This window comes from Alterinioella nitratireducens, assembly GCF_013155465.1.
Lineage (GTDB): Bacteria > Pseudomonadota > Alphaproteobacteria > Rhodobacterales > Rhodobacteraceae > Alterinioella > Alterinioella nitratireducens.
The window spans coordinates 371,334-388,286 of sequence record NZ_JABJVX010000003.1 but is presented as its reverse complement, the minus strand read 5'-3'; the positions used below and the strand labels follow the sequence as shown (position 1 = coordinate 388,286).

18 protein-coding genes are annotated in these 16,953 nt (G+C 65.1%); 14 read left to right on the top strand and 4 right to left on the bottom strand.

Annotated features, from left to right (window positions below):
• Nucleotides 1–17: 17 nt before the first annotated feature.
• From HNS34_RS07565 to HNS34_RS07555, 3 genes are read left to right on the top strand one after another with little or no spacing between them, the layout of a single operon-like run.
• Nucleotides 18–281 (top strand): acyl carrier protein, encoded by a 264-nt coding sequence (locus HNS34_RS07565; protein ID WP_172319431.1) that lies wholly within the window; start codon nucleotides 18–20, stop codon nucleotides 279–281.
• Nucleotides 278–1,489: a beta-ketoacyl-[acyl-carrier-protein] synthase family protein gene (locus HNS34_RS07560; protein WP_172319430.1), complete on the top strand. Its 1,212-nt coding sequence runs from the start codon at nucleotides 278–280 to the stop codon at nucleotides 1,487–1,489. The genes HNS34_RS07565 and HNS34_RS07560 overlap by 4 nt, the downstream gene beginning before the upstream one ends.
• Nucleotides 1,486–1,887, top strand: coding sequence for an ACT domain-containing protein (locus tag HNS34_RS07555; RefSeq protein WP_172319429.1), 402 nt, complete (start codon nucleotides 1,486–1,488; stop codon nucleotides 1,885–1,887). The genes HNS34_RS07560 and HNS34_RS07555 overlap by 4 nt, the downstream gene beginning before the upstream one ends.
• 62 nt (nucleotides 1,888–1,949) lie before the next feature.
• Here the strand turns inward: HNS34_RS07555 and HNS34_RS07550 are convergent, their stop codons facing one another.
• Nucleotides 1,950–2,597, bottom strand: coding sequence for an invasion associated locus B family protein (locus HNS34_RS07550; RefSeq protein ID WP_172319428.1), 648 nt, complete (start codon nucleotides 2,595–2,597; stop codon nucleotides 1,950–1,952).
• A gap of 499 nt (nucleotides 2,598–3,096) precedes the next feature.
• On the opposite strand from HNS34_RS07550, the gene HNS34_RS07545 reads away from it, so the two are divergent.
• Nucleotides 3,097–4,656, top strand: a complete 1,560-nt coding sequence (locus HNS34_RS07545; protein WP_172319427.1) for a helicase HerA-like domain-containing protein — start codon at nucleotides 3,097–3,099, stop codon at nucleotides 4,654–4,656.
• 1 nt (nucleotide 4,657) lies between these two features.
• Here the strand turns inward: HNS34_RS07545 and HNS34_RS07540 are convergent, their stop codons facing one another.
• Complete coding sequence (locus HNS34_RS07540; RefSeq protein ID WP_172319426.1) at nucleotides 4,658–5,698, bottom strand: Hint domain-containing protein; 1,041 nt, start codon at nucleotides 5,696–5,698, stop codon at nucleotides 4,658–4,660.
• A 365-nt stretch (nucleotides 5,699–6,063) separates the two neighbouring features.
• On the opposite strand from HNS34_RS07540, the gene HNS34_RS07535 reads away from it, so the two are divergent.
• Complete coding sequence (locus tag HNS34_RS07535; protein WP_172319425.1) at nucleotides 6,064–6,840, top strand: enoyl-CoA hydratase-related protein; 777 nt, start codon at nucleotides 6,064–6,066, stop codon at nucleotides 6,838–6,840.
• Between the two features lie 21 nt (nucleotides 6,841–6,861).
• Here the strand turns inward: HNS34_RS07535 and HNS34_RS07530 are convergent, their stop codons facing one another.
• The gene (locus HNS34_RS07530; protein ID WP_172319424.1) at nucleotides 6,862–7,095 is read right to left on the bottom strand and encodes a DUF1289 domain-containing protein; all 234 of its coding nucleotides are present in this window, start codon (nucleotides 7,093–7,095) and stop codon (nucleotides 6,862–6,864) included.
• A complete protein-coding gene (gene ruvX, locus HNS34_RS07525) occupies nucleotides 7,092–7,571 on the bottom strand; it encodes a Holliday junction resolvase RuvX (protein ID WP_172319423.1) in 480 nt (159 codons plus the stop codon). The genes HNS34_RS07530 and ruvX overlap by 4 nt, the downstream gene beginning before the upstream one ends.
• Nucleotides 7,572–7,837: 266 nt before the next feature.
• Here ruvX and HNS34_RS07520 point away from each other — a divergent pair, with 266 nt between their 5' ends.
• The 9 genes from HNS34_RS07520 (at nucleotide 7,838) to HNS34_RS07480 (ending at nucleotide 16,770) form a co-directional block, all read left to right on the top strand.
• On the top strand, nucleotides 7,838–9,082 hold the full coding sequence (locus HNS34_RS07520; RefSeq protein WP_172319422.1) for a sarcosine oxidase subunit beta family protein: 1,245 nt from the start codon (nucleotides 7,838–7,840) through the stop codon (nucleotides 9,080–9,082).
• Between the two features lie 250 nt (nucleotides 9,083–9,332).
• Nucleotides 9,333–9,575 carry a hypothetical protein gene (locus HNS34_RS07515; RefSeq protein ID WP_172319421.1) on the top strand — a complete coding sequence of 81 codons (243 nt, stop codon included), beginning with the start codon at nucleotides 9,333–9,335 and terminating at the stop codon, nucleotides 9,573–9,575.
• A gap of 153 nt (nucleotides 9,576–9,728) precedes the next feature.
• A complete protein-coding gene (locus tag HNS34_RS07510; RefSeq protein ID WP_172319420.1) occupies nucleotides 9,729–9,923 on the top strand; it encodes a hypothetical protein in 195 nt (64 codons plus the stop codon).
• 99 nt (nucleotides 9,924–10,022) lie between these two features.
• The gene (locus tag HNS34_RS07505; protein ID WP_172319419.1) at nucleotides 10,023–10,346 is read left to right on the top strand and encodes a sarcosine oxidase subunit delta; all 324 of its coding nucleotides are present in this window, start codon (nucleotides 10,023–10,025) and stop codon (nucleotides 10,344–10,346) included.
• Complete coding sequence (locus HNS34_RS07500; RefSeq protein WP_172319418.1) at nucleotides 10,343–13,357, top strand: sarcosine oxidase subunit alpha family protein; 3,015 nt, start codon at nucleotides 10,343–10,345, stop codon at nucleotides 13,355–13,357. Before HNS34_RS07505 ends, HNS34_RS07500 begins: the two co-directional genes overlap by 4 nt.
• Nucleotides 13,350–13,913, top strand: coding sequence for a sarcosine oxidase subunit gamma (locus HNS34_RS07495; protein ID WP_172319417.1), 564 nt, complete (start codon nucleotides 13,350–13,352; stop codon nucleotides 13,911–13,913). Before HNS34_RS07500 ends, HNS34_RS07495 begins: the two co-directional genes overlap by 8 nt.
• A 150-nt stretch (nucleotides 13,914–14,063) precedes the next feature.
• Nucleotides 14,064–15,089 (top strand): ATP-grasp fold amidoligase family protein, encoded by a 1,026-nt coding sequence (locus HNS34_RS07490; RefSeq protein ID WP_172319416.1) that lies wholly within the window; start codon nucleotides 14,064–14,066, stop codon nucleotides 15,087–15,089.
• 213 nt (nucleotides 15,090–15,302) lie between these two features.
• The gene (locus HNS34_RS07485; RefSeq protein WP_172319415.1) at nucleotides 15,303–15,902 is read left to right on the top strand and encodes a superoxide dismutase; all 600 of its coding nucleotides are present in this window, start codon (nucleotides 15,303–15,305) and stop codon (nucleotides 15,900–15,902) included.
• Nucleotides 15,903–16,227: 325 nt separating this feature from the next.
• Nucleotides 16,228–16,770 carry a cupredoxin domain-containing protein gene (locus tag HNS34_RS07480; RefSeq protein WP_172319414.1) on the top strand — a complete coding sequence of 181 codons (543 nt, stop codon included), beginning with the start codon at nucleotides 16,228–16,230 and terminating at the stop codon, nucleotides 16,768–16,770.
• Nucleotides 16,771–16,953 lie beyond the last annotated feature (183 nt).

The following is a 16,953-nucleotide window of genomic DNA, read 5'->3' as shown; positions in this document are numbered from 1 at the left end:
CACAGGCATCAGGCGCCATGACTGACACAATCGACAAACGGGTGATCGCGATCCTCGCGGAACAGGCGGTGATCGAGCCGGAGGACGTGCGCCGCGACGCCACGCTGGACGATCTCGGCATCGACAGCCTCGGCCTTGTCGAAAGCATCTTCGCCATCGAGGAGGAGTTCGACATCCAGGTTCCCTTCAACGCGAACGAACCGCAGAACAGCCCCTTCGACATCTCCTCGGTCGAGACCATCATCGCGGCGGTCAAGACGCTGATGGCCGAGCAGAGATGAGGCGCGTCGTCATCACCGGGCAGGGCACGATCAACGCGCTCGGGGCCGATGTGGCCGCGACCAAGCGGGCCATGGCCGAGGGGCGCTGCGGCATCGGCGAGCTTGAGATGCGCGACCTCGACCGGCTGGCGGTGCGCATTGGCGGGCAGATCAAGGATTACGACCCGGAGGCGCTGTTCAACCGGCAGCAGATCTCGCTCTATGACCGCTTCACCCAGTTCACCCTGATCGCCGCGCGCGAGGCGATTGCGCAGTCCGGGCTGGAATTCAGCGGCGACCTGGCGGCGCGCTCGGGCGTCGTGCTCGGCACCTCGGGCGGGGGCATGCAGACGCTGGATGAGAATTACCGCACCGTCTACGAGGACGGGAAGAACCGGGTGCACCCCTTCGTGGTCCCGAAGCTGATGAACAACGCGGCGGCCAGCCATGTCAGCATGGAGTTCAACCTCAAGGGCCCGAGCTTTACCGTCGCCACCGCCTGCTCCTCGTCGAACCACGCGATGGGGCAGGCGTTCTGGATGATCCGGTCGGGCATGTGCGATGTCATGGTGACGGGCGGCTCGGAATCGATGCTGTGCTTTGGCGGCATGAAGGCCTGGGAAGGGCTGCGCGTCATGTCCAAGGATGGCTGCCGCCCGTTCAGCGCCACAAGGAACGGCATGGTGCAGGGCGAGGGGGCAGCCGTCTTCGTCTTCGAGACGCTGGAGCGGGCCAAGGCGCGCGGGGCCGAGATCCTGGCCGAGGTGGTGGGCTTTGCCATGACCTCGGACGCCGCCGATATCGTCATGCCGTCCAAGCAGGGCGCGGCGCGGGCGATGGCCGGCGCGCTCAAGGATGCCGGGCTGAACCGCGAGGATGTCGGCTATATCAACGCGCATGGCACCGGGACGGCGGCGAATGACAAGGTCGAATGCGCCGCCGTGGCGGATGTGTTCGGCCATCACGCCGACGCGTTGATGATCTCGTCCACCAAGTCGATGCACGGCCACCTGATCGGCGGCACCGGCGCGGTCGAGGCGCTGGCCTGCATCATGGCGCTGACCGACGGGGTGATCGCGCCGACCATCGGCTACGAGGAACCGGACCCCGAATGCGCGCTGGACGTGGTTCCGAACGAGGCGCGCGAGGCGCGGGTCACGGCGGTCCTGTCCAATGCCTTCGCCTTTGGCGGGCTGAACGCGGTGCTGGCCTTCCGGGCGGCCCCATGAGCGGTGAGACCGATCTGGGCAAGCTCTTGGCCGGACTGCGCGCCACGCTTGTGCCGGGCACGTATGTCTTCGCCACACTGACCGGGCCGATCCCTCGGGGCGTCACCGCGCGCATGGTGTTCCGCGAGGCCGAGGGCACCACGCTGATCCTGACGCGGGCCGAGGCCGAGGCGGCGGGGCTGGCCTATGAGTTTCCAAGCCGGATGATCACGCTCGATGTGCATTCGGCGCTGGAGGCGGTGGGGTTCATCGCGGTGATCGCGACGGAACTGGCGAAGGCGGGGATGGGCGTGAACCCGGTCGCGGGCTTCTACCATGACCATATCTTTGTGCCCGAGGGCCGCGAGGGGGACGCATTGCGCATCCTGACCCGGATCGCCGCCGATCACGCCGGGTGACACGGAAAAAGGCCCGCGCGGAAACTCCGGCGGGCCCTTGGAATTGATTAACGCGCCTTGCGTTACTCGGTCGCTTCGGTGCTTTCGGTGTCAGGCGTGCCGATCAGCGCCTCCATCTGCACGCGAGCCTCGGCATTATAGGCCTCCAGCGCCTCGAAGCCCGCGGTGAAGCCCGTAAGCGACAGGCCAAGCGCCACCACCTGGTCGGGCGCGGGCAGCGGCACGATGGCGATCGTGGCCACGTTGCCGGCGCGGAACGCATCCAGGTCGCCATGGGTCAGGCCGAGGCGCACGAAGCAGCCGATGGGCTGGCAGAAGCTGAACGGGTAGACGCGTGGCTGCGCGCTATCGACGGCCATGCGCAATTGCCCGGTCAGGAGCGTGTCCAGCGGCGTGACGATGGTGGCGCCCGCGGCAAGGTCACCTTCATTGGGCACGTCGAAGAGGTTGAACTCGGCCACGGCGTTGCCGTCCTGGTCGCGCAGAAGCTGGTAGAGCTGGCACGGGTCGGGCTGGCCTTCGGGCGCGGTCACGCAGCGCATTTCCCAATCGCCGAATTCGGCCTCCAGGTAGGTGGAACCCACTTCGGGCGTGCCGGTGGACAGGCCAAGCGTGTCGCCGCTGCCTTCTGTGGTTTCGGTTTCCTGCGCCGCCAGCGGCAGGGCCAGGAGGCCAGCCAAAGCGGCTGCGGTGATGATCGTCAGTTTCATGTGAACGCCTCGTCAATGGATGCGAAGAAAACGGTATGTTCGGTCCTTGGCTAACATGGCCGCGTGATACTGTCAGGCGCAAAATGCACCGGCGCGCGGGCGCGGAGCGCCGCCATCGGCCCGTTTTCGCCAAGCCCTTCATGGGCCAAGTAAAAAGGGCCCGCAGATGGGGCCCTTTTCAGAATTTTTTATTCTCTCCCTGTCGGACTGGCCGACTTATGAGCGCACGTTATGGGGACACCGGCGTTGCGTCAACAGGGAAAAAGGTCCGAAACGGTCAATTTTTTCAAAGCGGTTTGGGCCAATGCTTGGCGCGTGGCGGGTGGGGCGCAAGAAAAAGAACCGCGCCAATGCGGCGCGGCCAGTTAACAGGGAGGAAGTTCATGCCGGGACGCGGGATCATTCCGTGCCCGGCACGAGACTCAGACTGGCACAATAGGGTTAAGAATGTATTGTGACCGGCGACTTAAGCGCCGGAGCGGCAACGAGGGGGCAGGCAATGACGGATCGGATCTTCATCGGCGGCGGGGGCGCAGGCTACGCCGAGCCGCAGCACCTGCTGCTGAAATACGCCAACCGGCACGGCCTCATCGCGGGGGCCACGGGCACCGGCAAGACGGTGACGCTGCAGATCCTGGCCGAAAGCTTTGCGTCGCAGGGCGTGCCGGTCTTCCTGTCCGATGTGAAGGGCGATCTCTCCGGCCTCGGCGCCTCGGGCCGGGCCGATTTCCACCTGCATGACGCCTTCATGGGCCGGGCGGGCACCATCGGCTTCACCGATTACGCCTATCGCGCCTATCCGGTCACCTTCTGGGATCTCTACGGCGAGGTCGGCCATCCCGTGCGCACCACCATATCGGAAATGGGTCCACTGCTGCTGTCGCGGCTGATGGAGTTGAGCGAGGCCCAGGAAGGCATCATGAACATCGCCTTCCGCGTCGCCGACGAACAGGGGCTTGCGCTGCTCGACCTCAAGGATCTGCAATCGCTGCTGGTCTGGGTGGGCGAGAACCGCAAGACGCTGTCCTTGCGCTACGGCAATGTTTCCACCGCCTCGATCGGGGCCATTCAGCGGCGGCTGCTGGTGCTGGAGGGACAGGGCGGCGACCGCCTTTTCGGCGAACCGGCGCTGGAATTGTCCGACATCATGACCCATGACGAGGCCGGGTTTGGCCGCATCAACATCCTGGCCGCCGACAAGCTGATGAACTCCCCGCGCCTCTACGCGACCTTCCTGCTGTGGCTGCTGTCGGAGCTTTTCGAGATCCTGCCCGAGGTCGGCGACCCGGACAAACCGAAGCTGGTCTTCTTCTTCGACGAGGCGCATCTCTTGTTCGACGACGCGCCCAAGGCGCTCATTGACAAGGTCGAACAGGTCGCGCGCCTCATTCGCTCCAAGGGGGTCGGGGTCTATTTCATCACCCAGAATCCGGCGGATGTGCCCGAGGATGTGTTGGGCCAGCTAGGCAACCGGGTGCAGCACGCCCTGCGCGCCTTCACTGGCAAGGACCGGCGCGAGTTGCGGCAGGCGGCGGAAAACTACCGCGAGAACCCCGATTTCGACACCGAGGACGCGATCCGCGAGGTTGGCGTCGGCGAAGCCGTGACCTCGATGCTGGAGCGCAAGGGCGTGCCGGGGGTGGTGCAGCGCACGCTGATCCGCCCGCCCTCGTCGCAGCTTGGGCCGATTGATCCGGATGCGCGCCGCGCTGTGATGAACGGATCGCCCGTCGCGGGCAAATACGACACGGGCATCGACCGCGAAAGCGCCTTCGAGATTCTCGCCGCCCGCGCCGAGGCCGCGGCGCGTGAAGCCGAGCAGGCCGAGCAGGCCGAGGAGGCGGCCGAGAGCGCGGCGGAACGCGAATACCAGGCTGGCCGGCGCTATTCCGGCAACCGCGTGGGCAGGTCGAGCAGCAGCACGCCGACCCGCCGCCGCACGTCCCGCTCCGACAGCGTCGGCACGGCCTTTGCCAAGAGCTTCGCGCGCCAGATCGGCACCCAGTCGGGCCGCGCCGTGGTGCGCGGTATTCTCGGCGGGCTGTTCCGGGGGCGCTAGATCAAGGCGCCAGCAGCGCCGCACTGGTGTTCGACACGACAGGGCGCGCTGCGGCCATGTCCATGCTGCCGCCAAGCGTGGGGAAGATGCGCAGGATCTCGGCCCGCGCGTCTGCGGCATCGGGGGTGGCCTCGCCGGTGAAGTAGCTCTCCGTAAGCAACCCGTCGCAGGTGACGATCTCGTGCCCGTCAAACAGGATGTGGACATAGGTGACATCCGTCCCGGCCCCGCAAACCCGGATGCTGGTGTCATTGACCAGCTTCTTGACGGGCACCAGGACCTCCGCTTCGCCGGTCATCAGTTCCGCGCGCCAGCCCTGCACCAGCACGCGATGCTGCGGCGAGAGGCGGGTATCGGCGCCTGGCTGGCCGGGGCCGAACGCGTCCTTGCGCACCAGGATGGGTCGGAACCCGGCCTCGCGCTGCAAGACGGCCGCCGGGAACCTGCGCCGCCCGATCCAGCGGATGGGACGCGGCCCGTGGTCCAGTGTCTCGACCAGGTCGCCAACCTCCAGCGCCTCGACCGGGACCGGTCCGTTCGTTGTGTCGATCAGGCACCCGGCGGTGAAGCAGGGGGGCGTGGCGAGGCTGGAATAGGGGTCGCTCGGCCCCTCGCCGGTCGAGATCACCGTCAGCGGCACGCCGATCGGGGGAAAGCCGCCGACGCCGCCGACAAAGGCCAGCCCCTCGACCGTGGCGTAGGAGGTCACGCCCGGTTCGTTGATGTTGAAGGCCAGCACCGTGTAGGTGTTGCCATCGGGATCCTGCAAGATCATCTCGTATTCGGATTCGACCCGCAGCCCCGACACATAGGCCGTCCCGTCATAGGAGATCGCGTTCTCCAGGCTTTGCGAGCTGTCGGAATCGTCGAAACTGGCGTCATTGGTGTCGTCGATATCGACCGCGACCCAATCGTTGCTGTTCAGCGTGATCGTCTCGCCCATCAGGTGCGAGCCGTCGCCCTGCGTGATACCCGACAGCTGTTCGCCGCCCGAGACGGTGATGTTGGCGCTTTCCAGCGTGTAGATCGTGTAAACCGGCATGTGGTTTGCCCCTTGTCTTGAAGGGGTGTGATGCAACCGGATTCGGGCGGAACTGTGGAGGTTCTGCGCAATTCCGCGGGTTCTTCCCAAAGCGGGACAGGCGCGCGCAGGCCCCCTTCCTTGTTCTGAAAACATCCTCGGGGGGGCGCCATTATTGCGCCATTGGTCCGGGCGACAATGGCGACGGGGCTGGCTGCAAGCAATCAATGGGCTGTTCATTCATTGCCATGTCGCCCGAGGGGGTGAGCCCCGAGGAACAGGTGGCTGGCGCAACTGATGGACGACTGACGCGGCGTTTCGGCTTTCCTCGCCCGCGCTCTGGCCCTATTCACATGGGGCACCCCCGCAACAGACAGGCCCGCGCGATGCAGTATGAGACCCTCCACTACGACCTGACCGATGGCGTGGCGCTGATCACGCTGGCGCGGCCCGATGTGATGAACGCGCTGAATGCGCAAATGCGGGCGGAGCTGCTGCACGCGGTCAAGCGCGCGAGCGGTGAGGCGCGCGCGGTCGTGCTGACGGGCGAGGGGCGGGCCTTCTGCGCCGGGCAGGATCTGGGCGATACCGGGAACCTGAACAATATAAACCTCGAACGCCTCCTGCGCGACGAATACACGCCGATCCTGTTGGCCATCGCGGACTGCCCGGTGCCGGTCATCGCCGCCGTCAACGGGGTCGCTGCCGGGGCCGGGGCCAACCTGGCGCTGGCTTGTGACGTAGTGATCGCAACTGAGAGCGCCAGTTTCATGCAGGCGTTTTCCAGGATCGGGCTGATGCCGGATGCGGGCGGCACCTATGTGCTGCCGCGCAAACTGGGGCTGGCCCGCGCGATGGGTCTGGCGCTTTTTGCCGACAAGCTGTCCGCGCGCGACGCCGCCGACCAGGGCCTGATCTGGGAGGCCGTCGCCGATGACGCGTTCGAGGATCACTGGCGCGCCCGGGCCGATCACCTGGCCAGCGGCCCGACCCAGGCGTTCTCGCGCATCAAGCAGGCGATGCGGGAAAGCCTGGCCAACGGGATGGAAGAACAACTGATGCTGGAGGCGCGGCTGCAGGGCGAATGTGGCCGCACCCGCGATTTCCGGGAAGGCGTGGTGGCCTTCCTGGACAAGCGGCCGACGAAGTTCGAGGGGCGCTGAGCCCCCCGGCATATCCCCGCATCAGGACCGCTTCAGCCGCGCGGCCCGTCCCCCCCGGCGCTGCGCGACCTGGCCCTTGCGGTTGGGCAATTCATCCATGATGCGGGCGCGCTCTGCCGAGCTCATGCGGCTCCACTGGGTGATTTCCTCGACGCTGCGGAAACAGCCGATGCAGATGCGCGCATTGGGGTGGACGACGCAGATCTTGACGCAGGGGCTCTCCACCTCGTTGCGTTGCCATATCTCGTCACTCATCCCGCAGCCCCTTTCAGATGCGCCAGCCGGTCCAGCACCCCTTGCAGGATATACCCCGCCGCGACGTGGTCGATCACCTCGCCGCGACGTTTGCGCGACGTATCCGCCTCCAACAGCGCCCGTTCGGCGGCGACGGTGGACAGGCGTTCGTCCCAGAAGGCAATCGGCAGGTCGGTGAGACGGTCGAGGTTGCGGGCGAAGGCGCGGGTCGATTGGGCGCGCGGACCCTCGCTGCCGTCCATGTTGAAGGGCAGCCCAAGCACGATGCCGCCGATGGTGCGATGCGCGATGATCTTTTGCAGCGCGGCGGCGTCCTGGGTGAACTTGATGCGGCGGACGGTCTCCAGCGGCGTGGCGATGGCCAGGAACGGGTCCGAGACGGCAACGCCGATGGTCTTGGTGCCAAGGTCCAGCCCCATCAACGCGCGCGCGGGCGGCAGGGCGGCGGCGAAGCTTTCGATTCCGTCGCAGATCACGGGGCGTCCTCCAGCCCGGTTCCGGCCGCGCGGATCATTTCCAGCGCCGCGATCAGACCCGCCATCAACCAGAACCCCATGCGCCCTCCACCAATTGGATGTTGCGCACTCTCTACCCCGGCACGACCCGATCCGAAAGCCCCGCGCGCATCCGGCGCGACATGTCACACTGTCGTTTTTTCCAATCGAAATGCCGCGCCGTGATGTTACTTTTCCGTCGCCACAGACCATTAAGTGTCAGCCTGATCTGTCATGAGGGGACCCCCATGCGCCGCTACTCCGCTTTTGCCATCGCCCGAGAGGCGGCCCGCTATCACCAGGGATGGGAACGGGCCTGGGCCTCGCCGGAACCCAAACGCGCCTATGACGTGATCATCGTCGGCGCGGGCGGGCATGGGCTGGCCACTGCGTTCTACCTCGGGAAAAATTTCGGCATCACCAATGTCGCGGTGATCGAGAAGGGCTGGCTTGGCGGCGGCAACACGGGGCGCAACACGACGATCATCCGCTCGAATTACCTGCAAGACCCGTCGGCGGCGATCTACGAGAAGGCGCGCAGCCTTTACGAGACGATGAGCCAGGACCTGAACTACAACGTCATGTTCTCCCCCCGCGGCGTGCTGATGCTGGCGCAGACGGAACACGAGGTGCGCGGCTATACCCGCACCGCGCATGCCAACGCGCTACAGGGCGTGAAGACCGAGTTTGTCGGCCCCGAGCGCGTCAAGGAGATCGTGCCGATCATCAATATCGACGGGCCGCGCTATCCGGTCCTGGGTGCGCTCTGGCAGGCGCGGGCCGGGACCGCCCGCCATGACGCCGTGGCCTGGGGCTATGCGCGGGCGTGCTCGGACATGGGGATGGACATCATCCAGAAATGCGAAGTGACCGGCGTGAACACGGAAAACGGCGCTGTCACGGGGGTGGAGACCACCAGGGGAACCATCGGCTGCAAGAAACTGGGCGTCGTGGTGGCGGGACATTCCAGCGTACTGGCCGAGATGGCGGGCTTTCGCCTGCCGATGGAATCCGTGGCATTGCAGGCGCTGGTCAGCGAGCCCATCAAGCCCTGCATGGATTGCGTCGTCATGGCCAATACCGTGCATGGCTACATGAGCCAGTCCGACAAGGGTGAGATGGTGATCGGCGGCGGCACGGATGGCTACAACAACTACACGCAGCGCGGCAGCTTCCATCATATCGAGGAAACCGTGCGCGCCCTGGTCGAGACCTTCCCGATGATCTCGCGCCTCAAGATGCTGCGCCAATGGGGCGGCATCGTGGACGTGACGGGCGACCGCTCGCCGATCATCTCCAAGGCACCGGTCGAGGGGATGTTCTTCAACTGCGGATGGGGCACCGGCGGGTTCAAGGCGATCCCCGGATCGGGATGGGGCTTTGCCGAGCTGATGGCGCGGGGCTATTCGCCACTGACCGCCGAGTTCGGCCTCAACCGGTTCCGCGAGGGGCGGTTCATTGATGAGAGCGTCGCGGCGGGGGTGGCGCATTGATGAAGAATTTTCCTGAAAATTCTTCGGTCCGAAAATCCTTCCCGAAGGATTTTCCGGCGTGGCGCGCGATCGGCGGAGGGGGGGCATGTTCCGCAAGCGATCCTCACATTCGCGTGAACACGGCCAGTTCTGGCCTATCCGCAGCGCAGAAACCCGCATGTTCTGGCCCGTTTCGGCAGGACGTCGCGGCCTGCGGAACGCGCGACAGCGGCGCGCGGTTATCCTTTCATCAGCGAAAGGAGGTCGCGACATGTACTATACCCCAGACGATCTTACCCCAAGACACCCTGAGCGCATCGACTATTCGGCATCGCGCAGCGGTGGCGGCGGCTGGCGTATCCTTATCGGGATCGCTGCCCTCATCATCCTGGCGCTGCTGGTCTTCGGGCCGGGTGGCACGACCACGGATGTCCACCCCGGCGGCGCGGGCGCTCCGCCTGTTGTCGTGCAGGAAGACCCCGCACCGGTCGCACCCGCCGCACCGGCCTATTGATGCGCGCGGACCGGGCGGCCCCATTTGCAAGGGTCGCCCGGTCCTGCCGTGCGGGGCCTCGGCGGAAACCCGCGCCCTGCCCGGGGCGGCCGGGAACCCTGCGCAAACCCCACACGTTGCCTTCTCGATTGACATCAAGAAGGAGCAGACCCGATGGCAGACCGCAACAATAATTCCTCCGGCGGCAATACCGGATTGGCCTTCATCCTCGGCGCCGTCGTCGTGGCACTTGGCGTGTTGGCCTGGGTCGTCTTCTCGGGCGGCGAGAACCCGCTTGACGAGCCCGACATCCAGATCGACTTGCCCGGCGGCGGGTCCATCGAAGGCGAAGTGGAAGGCGGCGGCTGACGCCGCGCGCGCCCTTTCGGCGCTATTCCTGCAACAGTTCTGTCCGGGCGGCGGCCATCTGGCCTGCCGCCCGTTTTTCATGCCCGATCGGAGAGTGACATGCTGATCCTCGAATGCCCCAATTGCGGCGTCATGGCCGACGAGACCGAGCTTTCCGCCGGTGGCGAGGCGCATCTGAAGCGCTTCGGCCCCGGATCCTCGGATGAGGAATTCGAAGGCTACCTGTTCCACCGCGCCAACCCCAAGGGCGTGCATTTCGAACGCTGGCGGCACGCCAATGGCTGCGGCAAGTGGTTCCATGCCGCCCGCTGCACCAACACGCTGGAGGTCTTCGCGACCTACACGGCGCAAACCAGCACCGTTCCCGACACCGTCATCGCCGCCATCAAGGCGAAGCGCCCCGATTGGAGCCATGAGACATGAGCACCCGCCTTGCCTCGGGCGGTCGCCTGATCGACCGTCACACGACCCGCACCTTCACCTTCAACGGCAAGCGCCTGTCGGGGCATGACGGCGATACGCTGGCCTCGGCGCTCCTGGCCAATGGCCAGACGCTGATGGGGCGCAGCTTCAAATATCACCGCCCGCGCGGCGTGGTCGCCAGCGGCGCGGAGGAACCCAACGCCCTGATGGGGATCGGCGAGGGCGGGCGGTTCGAGCCCAACCAGCGCGCCACCACGACCGAGATTTTCGATGGGCTGACCGCGAAGACGCAGAACCACTGGCCGAGCCTCGATTTCGACGTGGGCGCGGTCAACGCGATGGTGCCGCGCCTTTTGCCCGCCGGGTTCTACTACAAGACCTTCATGTTCCCGCGCCCGTTCTGGAAACATGTGTTCGAGCCGGTGATCCGCAAGTCCGCCGGTCTCGGGGCCGCGCCCAAGGATCGCGACGCGGATCGCTACGAGCACTTTTATGCCCATGTCGATCTGTTGGTCGCGGGCGGCGGTATCGCGGGGCTGCAAGCGGCGCTGCGCGCGGGCCAGGCGGGTCTGCGCGTGCTGCTGGTCGAACAGACCGCCCATTGGGGTGGCCGCGCGCCGGTTGACGGGGTCGAGATCGGTGGAAAACCGGCGGAGGAGTGGATCAACGACACGCTGCAAGCCCTTGAAGGAATGGAGAATGTCTGTATCCGCACCCGTTCCATGGCCTCCGGTGTTTATGACCATGGCTATGCGCTGGTCTATGAGCGGCTGACCGATCATGCGCCCGAGATGGGCGGGCCGCGCCATCGGTTGTGGCGGGTCCGTGCCGGTCAGATCATCACCGCGACCGGGGCGATCGAGCGTCCGCTCTCCTTCGCGGGCAATGATATTCCCGGCGTGATGCTGGCCTCGGCCCTGCGCGATTACGTGGTCAACTGGGGGATCTCGCCCGGTGACCGCACCGTGATCGTGACCAATAATGACGACGCCTACCGCACCGCGCTGGTGCTGCACGAGGCGGGGCTCGCGGTGCCCGCCATCGTCGATGCGCGGCCCTCGGCCACCGGTGACCTGCCGCAGGCGGCGCGTGAGGCCGGGATACGTGTGCTGACCGGCACCGGCATCGCCGAGGTCAAGGGGCGGAAATCCGTCACCGGCGTCGTGCTCTGCGCGCAGGCGGGCGAGGGCGCCGCGACGGATGAGATCGCATGCGAAGCGGTCGCCATGTCGGGCGGCTGGTCCCCGGTCGTGCATCTGTGGTCGCATTGCGGCGGCAAGTTGATCTGGGACGCCGAGCGATCCCATTTCCGCCCTGACGCCGCCCGCGCCCCCACGGGGCATGACGGCAAGCCCTTCGTGATCACGGCGGGCGCGGCCTCGGGCGCGGAAACCGCCGGCGACGTGCTGGCGGATGCAAAGACCGCGGCGGGCGCCGCCGCCGACGCGCTCGGGCGATCCCTGCCGGACTTGGACGCAGCCGGCACCAATGACCCGCATGAGGAACCCATGGCCCCGGTCTGGATCATGCCGCAGGGCGCGGGCCCCGCGAAACGCATGAAGATGTGGCTGGATTACCAGAATGATGTGAAAGTCTCGGATGTGCGGCTGGCCGCGCAGGAGGGTTATGAAAGCGTCGAACATACCAAGCGCTACACCACGCTCGGCATGGCGACAGATCAAGGGAAGCTCAGCAATATCAATGGTCTGGCGACGCTGGCGGGTGCGTTGAATGCGGAGATTCCCGCCGTCGGCACCACCACCTTCCGCCCGCCCTATACGCCGATTTCGATGGGGGCCATCGCGGGCGAGGCGCGCGATGCCACCTTCCAGCCGCTGCGGCGCACCCCGATCCATGACTACCACGAGGACCAGGGTGCCTATATGGAACCCGTCGGCCATTGGCGGCGGCCCTATACCTATCCGAAGACCGGTGAAAGCCACGCCGAATCCGTGCATCGCGAGGTTCTGGCGACGCGCAACTCGCTCGGGCTGCTGGATGCCTCGACGCTTGGCAAGATCCTTGTCAAAGGCCCCGATGCGGGCAAGTTCCTCGACATGCTCTACACCAACATGATGAGCACGCTGAAACCGGGCAAATGCCGCTACGGCCTCATGTGCAACGAAAACGGCTTCCTGATGGATGACGGTGTCGTGGCGCGGCTGGATGAGGACACGTTTCTTGTCCACACGACCTCGGGCGGGGCGGAACATACCCACGCCCATATGGAGGACTGGCTGCAATGCGAGTGGTGGGACTGGAAGGTCCACACCGTCAACATCACGGAACAATTCGCCCAGATTGCCGTGGTTGGCCCGAACGCCCGGAAACTGCTGGAGAAGATGGGCGGCGATATGGACCTGAGCGCCGAGGCGCTGCCCTTCATGGGATGGGCCGAGGGGCGGATCGGGGGCTTTGACGCCCGCGTCTTCCGTATCTCCTTCTCGGGGGAACTGTCCTATGAAATCGCCATTCCCGCAAGTCAGGGCCGCGCCTTCTGGGATGCCGCGTTGGAGGCCGGGGGAACATGGGACATCACCCCCTACGGCACGGAAGCGCTGCATATCATGCGGGCCGAGAAGGGCTTCATCATGATCGGGGATGAGACCGACGGCACCGTGATCCCGCAGGATCTGGGGCTGAACTGGGCGATCTCGAAGAAAAAAGAGGATTACATGGGCAAACGCGCGCAGGCGCGCAGCCACATGACTGATCCGACGCGCTGGAAACTGGTGGGGCTGGAGACGACGGACGGCTCGACGCTGCCCGATGGCGCCTATTGCATCGCGGCGGGGACCAATGCCAACAACCAGCGCAACGTGCAGGGGCGGGTGACCTCGACCTATCATTCGCCCACCCTGGGTCGCGGTATCGCCATGGGGCTGGTCCTGAACGGGCCGGACCGGATGGGCGATATCGTCGAATTCAACAAGGTCGATGGCGGCACGGTCGCGGCGAAGATCGTCGATCCGGTCTTCTTCGACAAGGACGGGGAGAAGCAGAATGTTTGAGGTCAGCGCGCTGAACGGGGCCGTGGCGGACGGGCCAACCCGCGTCGAGGAGGCCGGTCTGCAAGGCATGGTCACGCTCAAGGGCGATTTGGGATCGGCCAAGATGAAGGCGGCGCTGAAGGCCGTGGGGCCGGGCTTGCCCGACCGGCGCCAGATCGTCGAGAAGGGTGACCGCGCCGTGGCCTGGATGGCCCGCGACGAGGTGCTGATCCTCTGCCCCCATGCAGAGGCAAACGCCGTGGTCACGGAGCTTGAGGCCGCGCTGGCGGGCGAGCATTTCCTTGCCGTCAACGTCTCGGATGCCCGCGCGATGCTGCGCGTGACGGGGCCGGGGGCGCGCGAGGCGCTGGCCAAGCTTGCCCCGGTCGATCTGCACCCCGAAAGCTTCAGGGCAGGCGAGATGCGCCGCACGCGGCTGGCGCAGGTGCCCGCCGCGATCTGGTTGAGCGAGACGGACGAGATCTCGGTCATCGCCTTTCGATCCGTGGCGAAATATGTCTTCGACATCCTGGCCCTCTCTGCCGATGACAGCGGCAGGGTCGGCTATTTCGGCTGAGACTTCCTGCGGGCGGCCCAACGTCGCCCGTGCGCTATGGCTCCTCTGCCACCCCTGCCGGTTTTGCCTGTGGATAAGCTTGACCTGACCCGCCCCGGCGGGCAGATTCATGCCTAACAAATAACGAGCAGAAAACATGAGGCAGGGCAGATGCGCCATTTCGATGAGCAGGCCTTCTATAACAAGCGCACCTTCGAGGCGACGGGCTGGACCTACTTGCAGGAATATGCGGTCGATTTCCTCGACTGGTACGAGGAATGCCTGAAAATCGCGCCCACGGTCCCGGCCAAGGACTGGATGATCGCGCATGACATGCTGACGCCCAAGGATTTCTGGCGCGCGATGCGGCGCGGGATCGGCAATTATTTCCGCGCGCAGGGCGTGTTCCCCGATTTCCGCGAGGCGCGCGATTTCACCGCGATGACGCTGCTTAATTCGATCATCTCGCCGATGCCGCGCGTGAACCCCGCCGACAAGCTGCTGGTCGGCAAATACATCCCCAAGGGCGTGCGCAGCAAGATCCGCCCGCCAAAGGTCTTCGCCGCGTTCTCGGATGCCGATGACCTCGACAAGGCCGCGCTGGAACCCGGCCATTACGTGATCAAGTCGAACCACGGATCGTCCCATGTGATCCGCGCCAAGGCCCCGATTTCCGATGTGGATATGGCCGCGTACAAGGCGACCTGCGCGAAGTGGATCGCGGGCGATCACGGCAAGTTCTCCTCGCAATGGTGGTATCAGTTCATCGACCGCAAGGTCTTCATCGAGGAGGATCTGTGCCGCGAGGAGGGCGAGATCGTCCCCGATTTCCGCTTTCACTGCATCAATGGCAAGGTGGCGCTTCTGCAACTGGACCTGGGGCTTGGCACCGACGCGCGCAACAACCCGGTCTTCGACGGCGACCTGAATTACATGCCGCATGATTTCCTGCGCGCCAACAAGGGCGAGGTCGACCTGCCCGAGGGCGCGGAGGCGGCGCGGAAGGCGGCGGCTGCGATCTGCAAGAAGTTCCCTTACGTGCGCGTCGATACCTATGTGCGCGACGGCGAGGTTTTTCTGGGTGAATTGACCTTCCTGCCCAATTCGGGCCGCCGCCGCATCCAGTCGGATGAATTGAACGAATACCTGTGCGGTTTCTTCGACCCGATCCCGCAGGTCGTCGCCATCGGCGCGTAACGGCACCCTCTCGACGGAACCTTCCTGACAGGGGCGGCGTTGGTCCTCGTGTCCCGAGGTCAACCGATCTCGCGCATTTCGCTGCCTGCGCCCCATCCCCCCAGATCGATGGGATCGGGCGGCGCGATTTTTGCGGTGTCGGGCTTGACCTCGGGGCATCCCACACTCCATGTGTGAAGCAATAGAGATGTGAACAAAAAAGGGGCGCGACCCATGGCTTTCCAACTTCCCGATCTTCCCTACGCTCACGACGCATTGGCCGATAAGGGCATGTCGAAGGAGACGCTGGAATATCACCACGACATCCACCACAACGCCTATGTCACCAATGGCAACAAGGCCATCGAGGGGACCGAATGGGACGGCAAATCGCTGGAGGAGATCATCAAGGGCACCTATGACGCCAATGCCGTGGCGCAATCGGGGATCTTCAACAATATAAGCCAGCTCTGGAACCATAACCAGTTCTGGGAAATGATGGGACCGGGCAGCAGCGCCATGCCCTCCGAGCTGGAATCGGCCCTGACCGAGGCGTTCGGTTCGGTCGATGAGTTCAAGTCGCAGTTCTCCGCCGCGGGCGCCGGGCAGTTCGGCTCGGGCTGGTGCTGGCTGGTCAAGAACGCGGACGGATCGCTGGCCGTGACCAAGACCGAGAACGGCGTCAACCCGCTGTGCTTCAACCAGACCGCGCTGCTTGGCTGCGATGTGTGGGAACATTCCTATTACATCGACTTCCGCAACAAGCGGCCTGCCTACCTGACCAATTTCCTCGACAACCTGGTCAACTGGGAAAACGTCGCCAGCCGGATGTGACCTGCGCCGCGCGATGACATTCAGGAAGGCCCGCCCGACCCGGCGGGCCTTTTCCTTTGCGCCGCATCCGGGCCTGATACATGAAAGATCATGGGAAATGCTGCGTCGCCGCGTTGATTTGACGCAATGTTTCTTGGGCGCGCGGGGGTTTCTGCATATGCGAGGTAATCCTATTTGATCTAGCGCAATGCGCGGCACACGGCTTGGCACTAATGTCTCGTCAATCCCGATTGCAAGCACCTGCTCAAGGCCGCGCGTGAAAGGGTGAATGGACGTCGGCAGAATCGCTGCCTCGTCAGGTCTAAGAATTGGAAAGGACCAAGAAATGAGCAAGACAAGCATCGCCCGTCTGGCCGGTATCGCGCTGGTACCGTTTCTGGCTTTCGGCGGAACGGTCGCCCTGGCGTCGCCCGGTCATGATGAGACCCCGAATATCGGGCAGACCGGTGACATTTCGCATGTGGACCGTGTGATTCAGGTCGATATGGGCGAGATGTATTTCACGCCCGACGCCTATGAATTCGAGCGCGGCGAGACGGTTCGGTTCGAACTGATCAACAGCGGTCGCGCCGTCCATGAATTCGCCATCGGAACCGACGAGATGCATGACGCGCATCTTCAGGAAATGCGCACCATGATGCAGAACGGCATGATGACCGTGCGCGAACTGCGACATGACCGGATGCTGGAAGCCGGCATGATGCATGTCGATGCAAATGCCCGTCTTCTGGAACCCGGCGAGACCTCCGAGATTGTCTGGACCTTCAGCGGCGATCAGGACGAGCTGATCATCGCCTGCAACGTGCCCGGCCACCGTCAGGCCGGGATGGAAGCCTCGGTCGTGATCGGCGAAGACCACGCCTCCTGACCGTCGCGGAGCGGCGATCCGGCGGGCAACCGCCGGGCCCGCAGCCCGGCCCAGGAAACGCAGCGCAAACCGGCCGCCGTCGCGGCCGGTTTTTCATATGTAGCGCCAGCCAGCGGCGCCGTCCGCTGCCATTCTCGGGCCGTTTGATCCGGGCTGATGCCGGCCGGTCCGGATCACGGGATG

What these genes read in the sequence shown, in the direction of transcription:
- HNS34_RS07565 (WP_172319431.1), top strand. Translation starts at nt 18, where the DNA reads ATGACTGACACAATCGACAAACGGGTGATCGCGATCCTCGCGGAACAG.
- HNS34_RS07560 (WP_172319430.1), top strand. Translation starts at nt 278, where the DNA reads ATGAGGCGCGTCGTCATCACCGGGCAGGGCACGATCAACGCGCTCGGG.
- HNS34_RS07555 (WP_172319429.1), top strand. Translation starts at nt 1,486, where the DNA reads ATGAGCGGTGAGACCGATCTGGGCAAGCTCTTGGCCGGACTGCGCGCC.
- HNS34_RS07550 (WP_172319428.1), bottom strand. Translation starts at nt 2,597, where the DNA reads ATGAAACTGACGATCATCACCGCAGCCGCTTTGGCTGGCCTCCTGGCC.
- HNS34_RS07545 (WP_172319427.1), top strand. Translation starts at nt 3,097, where the DNA reads ATGACGGATCGGATCTTCATCGGCGGCGGGGGCGCAGGCTACGCCGAG.
- HNS34_RS07540 (WP_172319426.1), bottom strand. Translation starts at nt 5,698, where the DNA reads ATGCCGGTTTACACGATCTACACGCTGGAAAGCGCCAACATCACCGTC.
- HNS34_RS07535 (WP_172319425.1), top strand. Translation starts at nt 6,064, where the DNA reads ATGCAGTATGAGACCCTCCACTACGACCTGACCGATGGCGTGGCGCTG.
- HNS34_RS07530 (WP_172319424.1), bottom strand. Translation starts at nt 7,095, where the DNA reads ATGAGTGACGAGATATGGCAACGCAACGAGGTGGAGAGCCCCTGCGTC.
- HNS34_RS07520 (WP_172319422.1), top strand. Translation starts at nt 7,838, where the DNA reads ATGCGCCGCTACTCCGCTTTTGCCATCGCCCGAGAGGCGGCCCGCTAT.
- HNS34_RS07515 (WP_172319421.1), top strand. Translation starts at nt 9,333, where the DNA reads ATGTACTATACCCCAGACGATCTTACCCCAAGACACCCTGAGCGCATC.
- HNS34_RS07510 (WP_172319420.1), top strand. Translation starts at nt 9,729, where the DNA reads ATGGCAGACCGCAACAATAATTCCTCCGGCGGCAATACCGGATTGGCC.
- HNS34_RS07505 (WP_172319419.1), top strand. Translation starts at nt 10,023, where the DNA reads ATGCTGATCCTCGAATGCCCCAATTGCGGCGTCATGGCCGACGAGACC.
- HNS34_RS07500 (WP_172319418.1), top strand. Translation starts at nt 10,343, where the DNA reads ATGAGCACCCGCCTTGCCTCGGGCGGTCGCCTGATCGACCGTCACACG.
- HNS34_RS07495 (WP_172319417.1), top strand. Translation starts at nt 13,350, where the DNA reads ATGTTTGAGGTCAGCGCGCTGAACGGGGCCGTGGCGGACGGGCCAACC.
- HNS34_RS07490 (WP_172319416.1), top strand. Translation starts at nt 14,064, where the DNA reads ATGCGCCATTTCGATGAGCAGGCCTTCTATAACAAGCGCACCTTCGAG.
- HNS34_RS07485 (WP_172319415.1), top strand. Translation starts at nt 15,303, where the DNA reads ATGGCTTTCCAACTTCCCGATCTTCCCTACGCTCACGACGCATTGGCC.
- HNS34_RS07480 (WP_172319414.1), top strand. Translation starts at nt 16,228, where the DNA reads ATGAGCAAGACAAGCATCGCCCGTCTGGCCGGTATCGCGCTGGTACCG.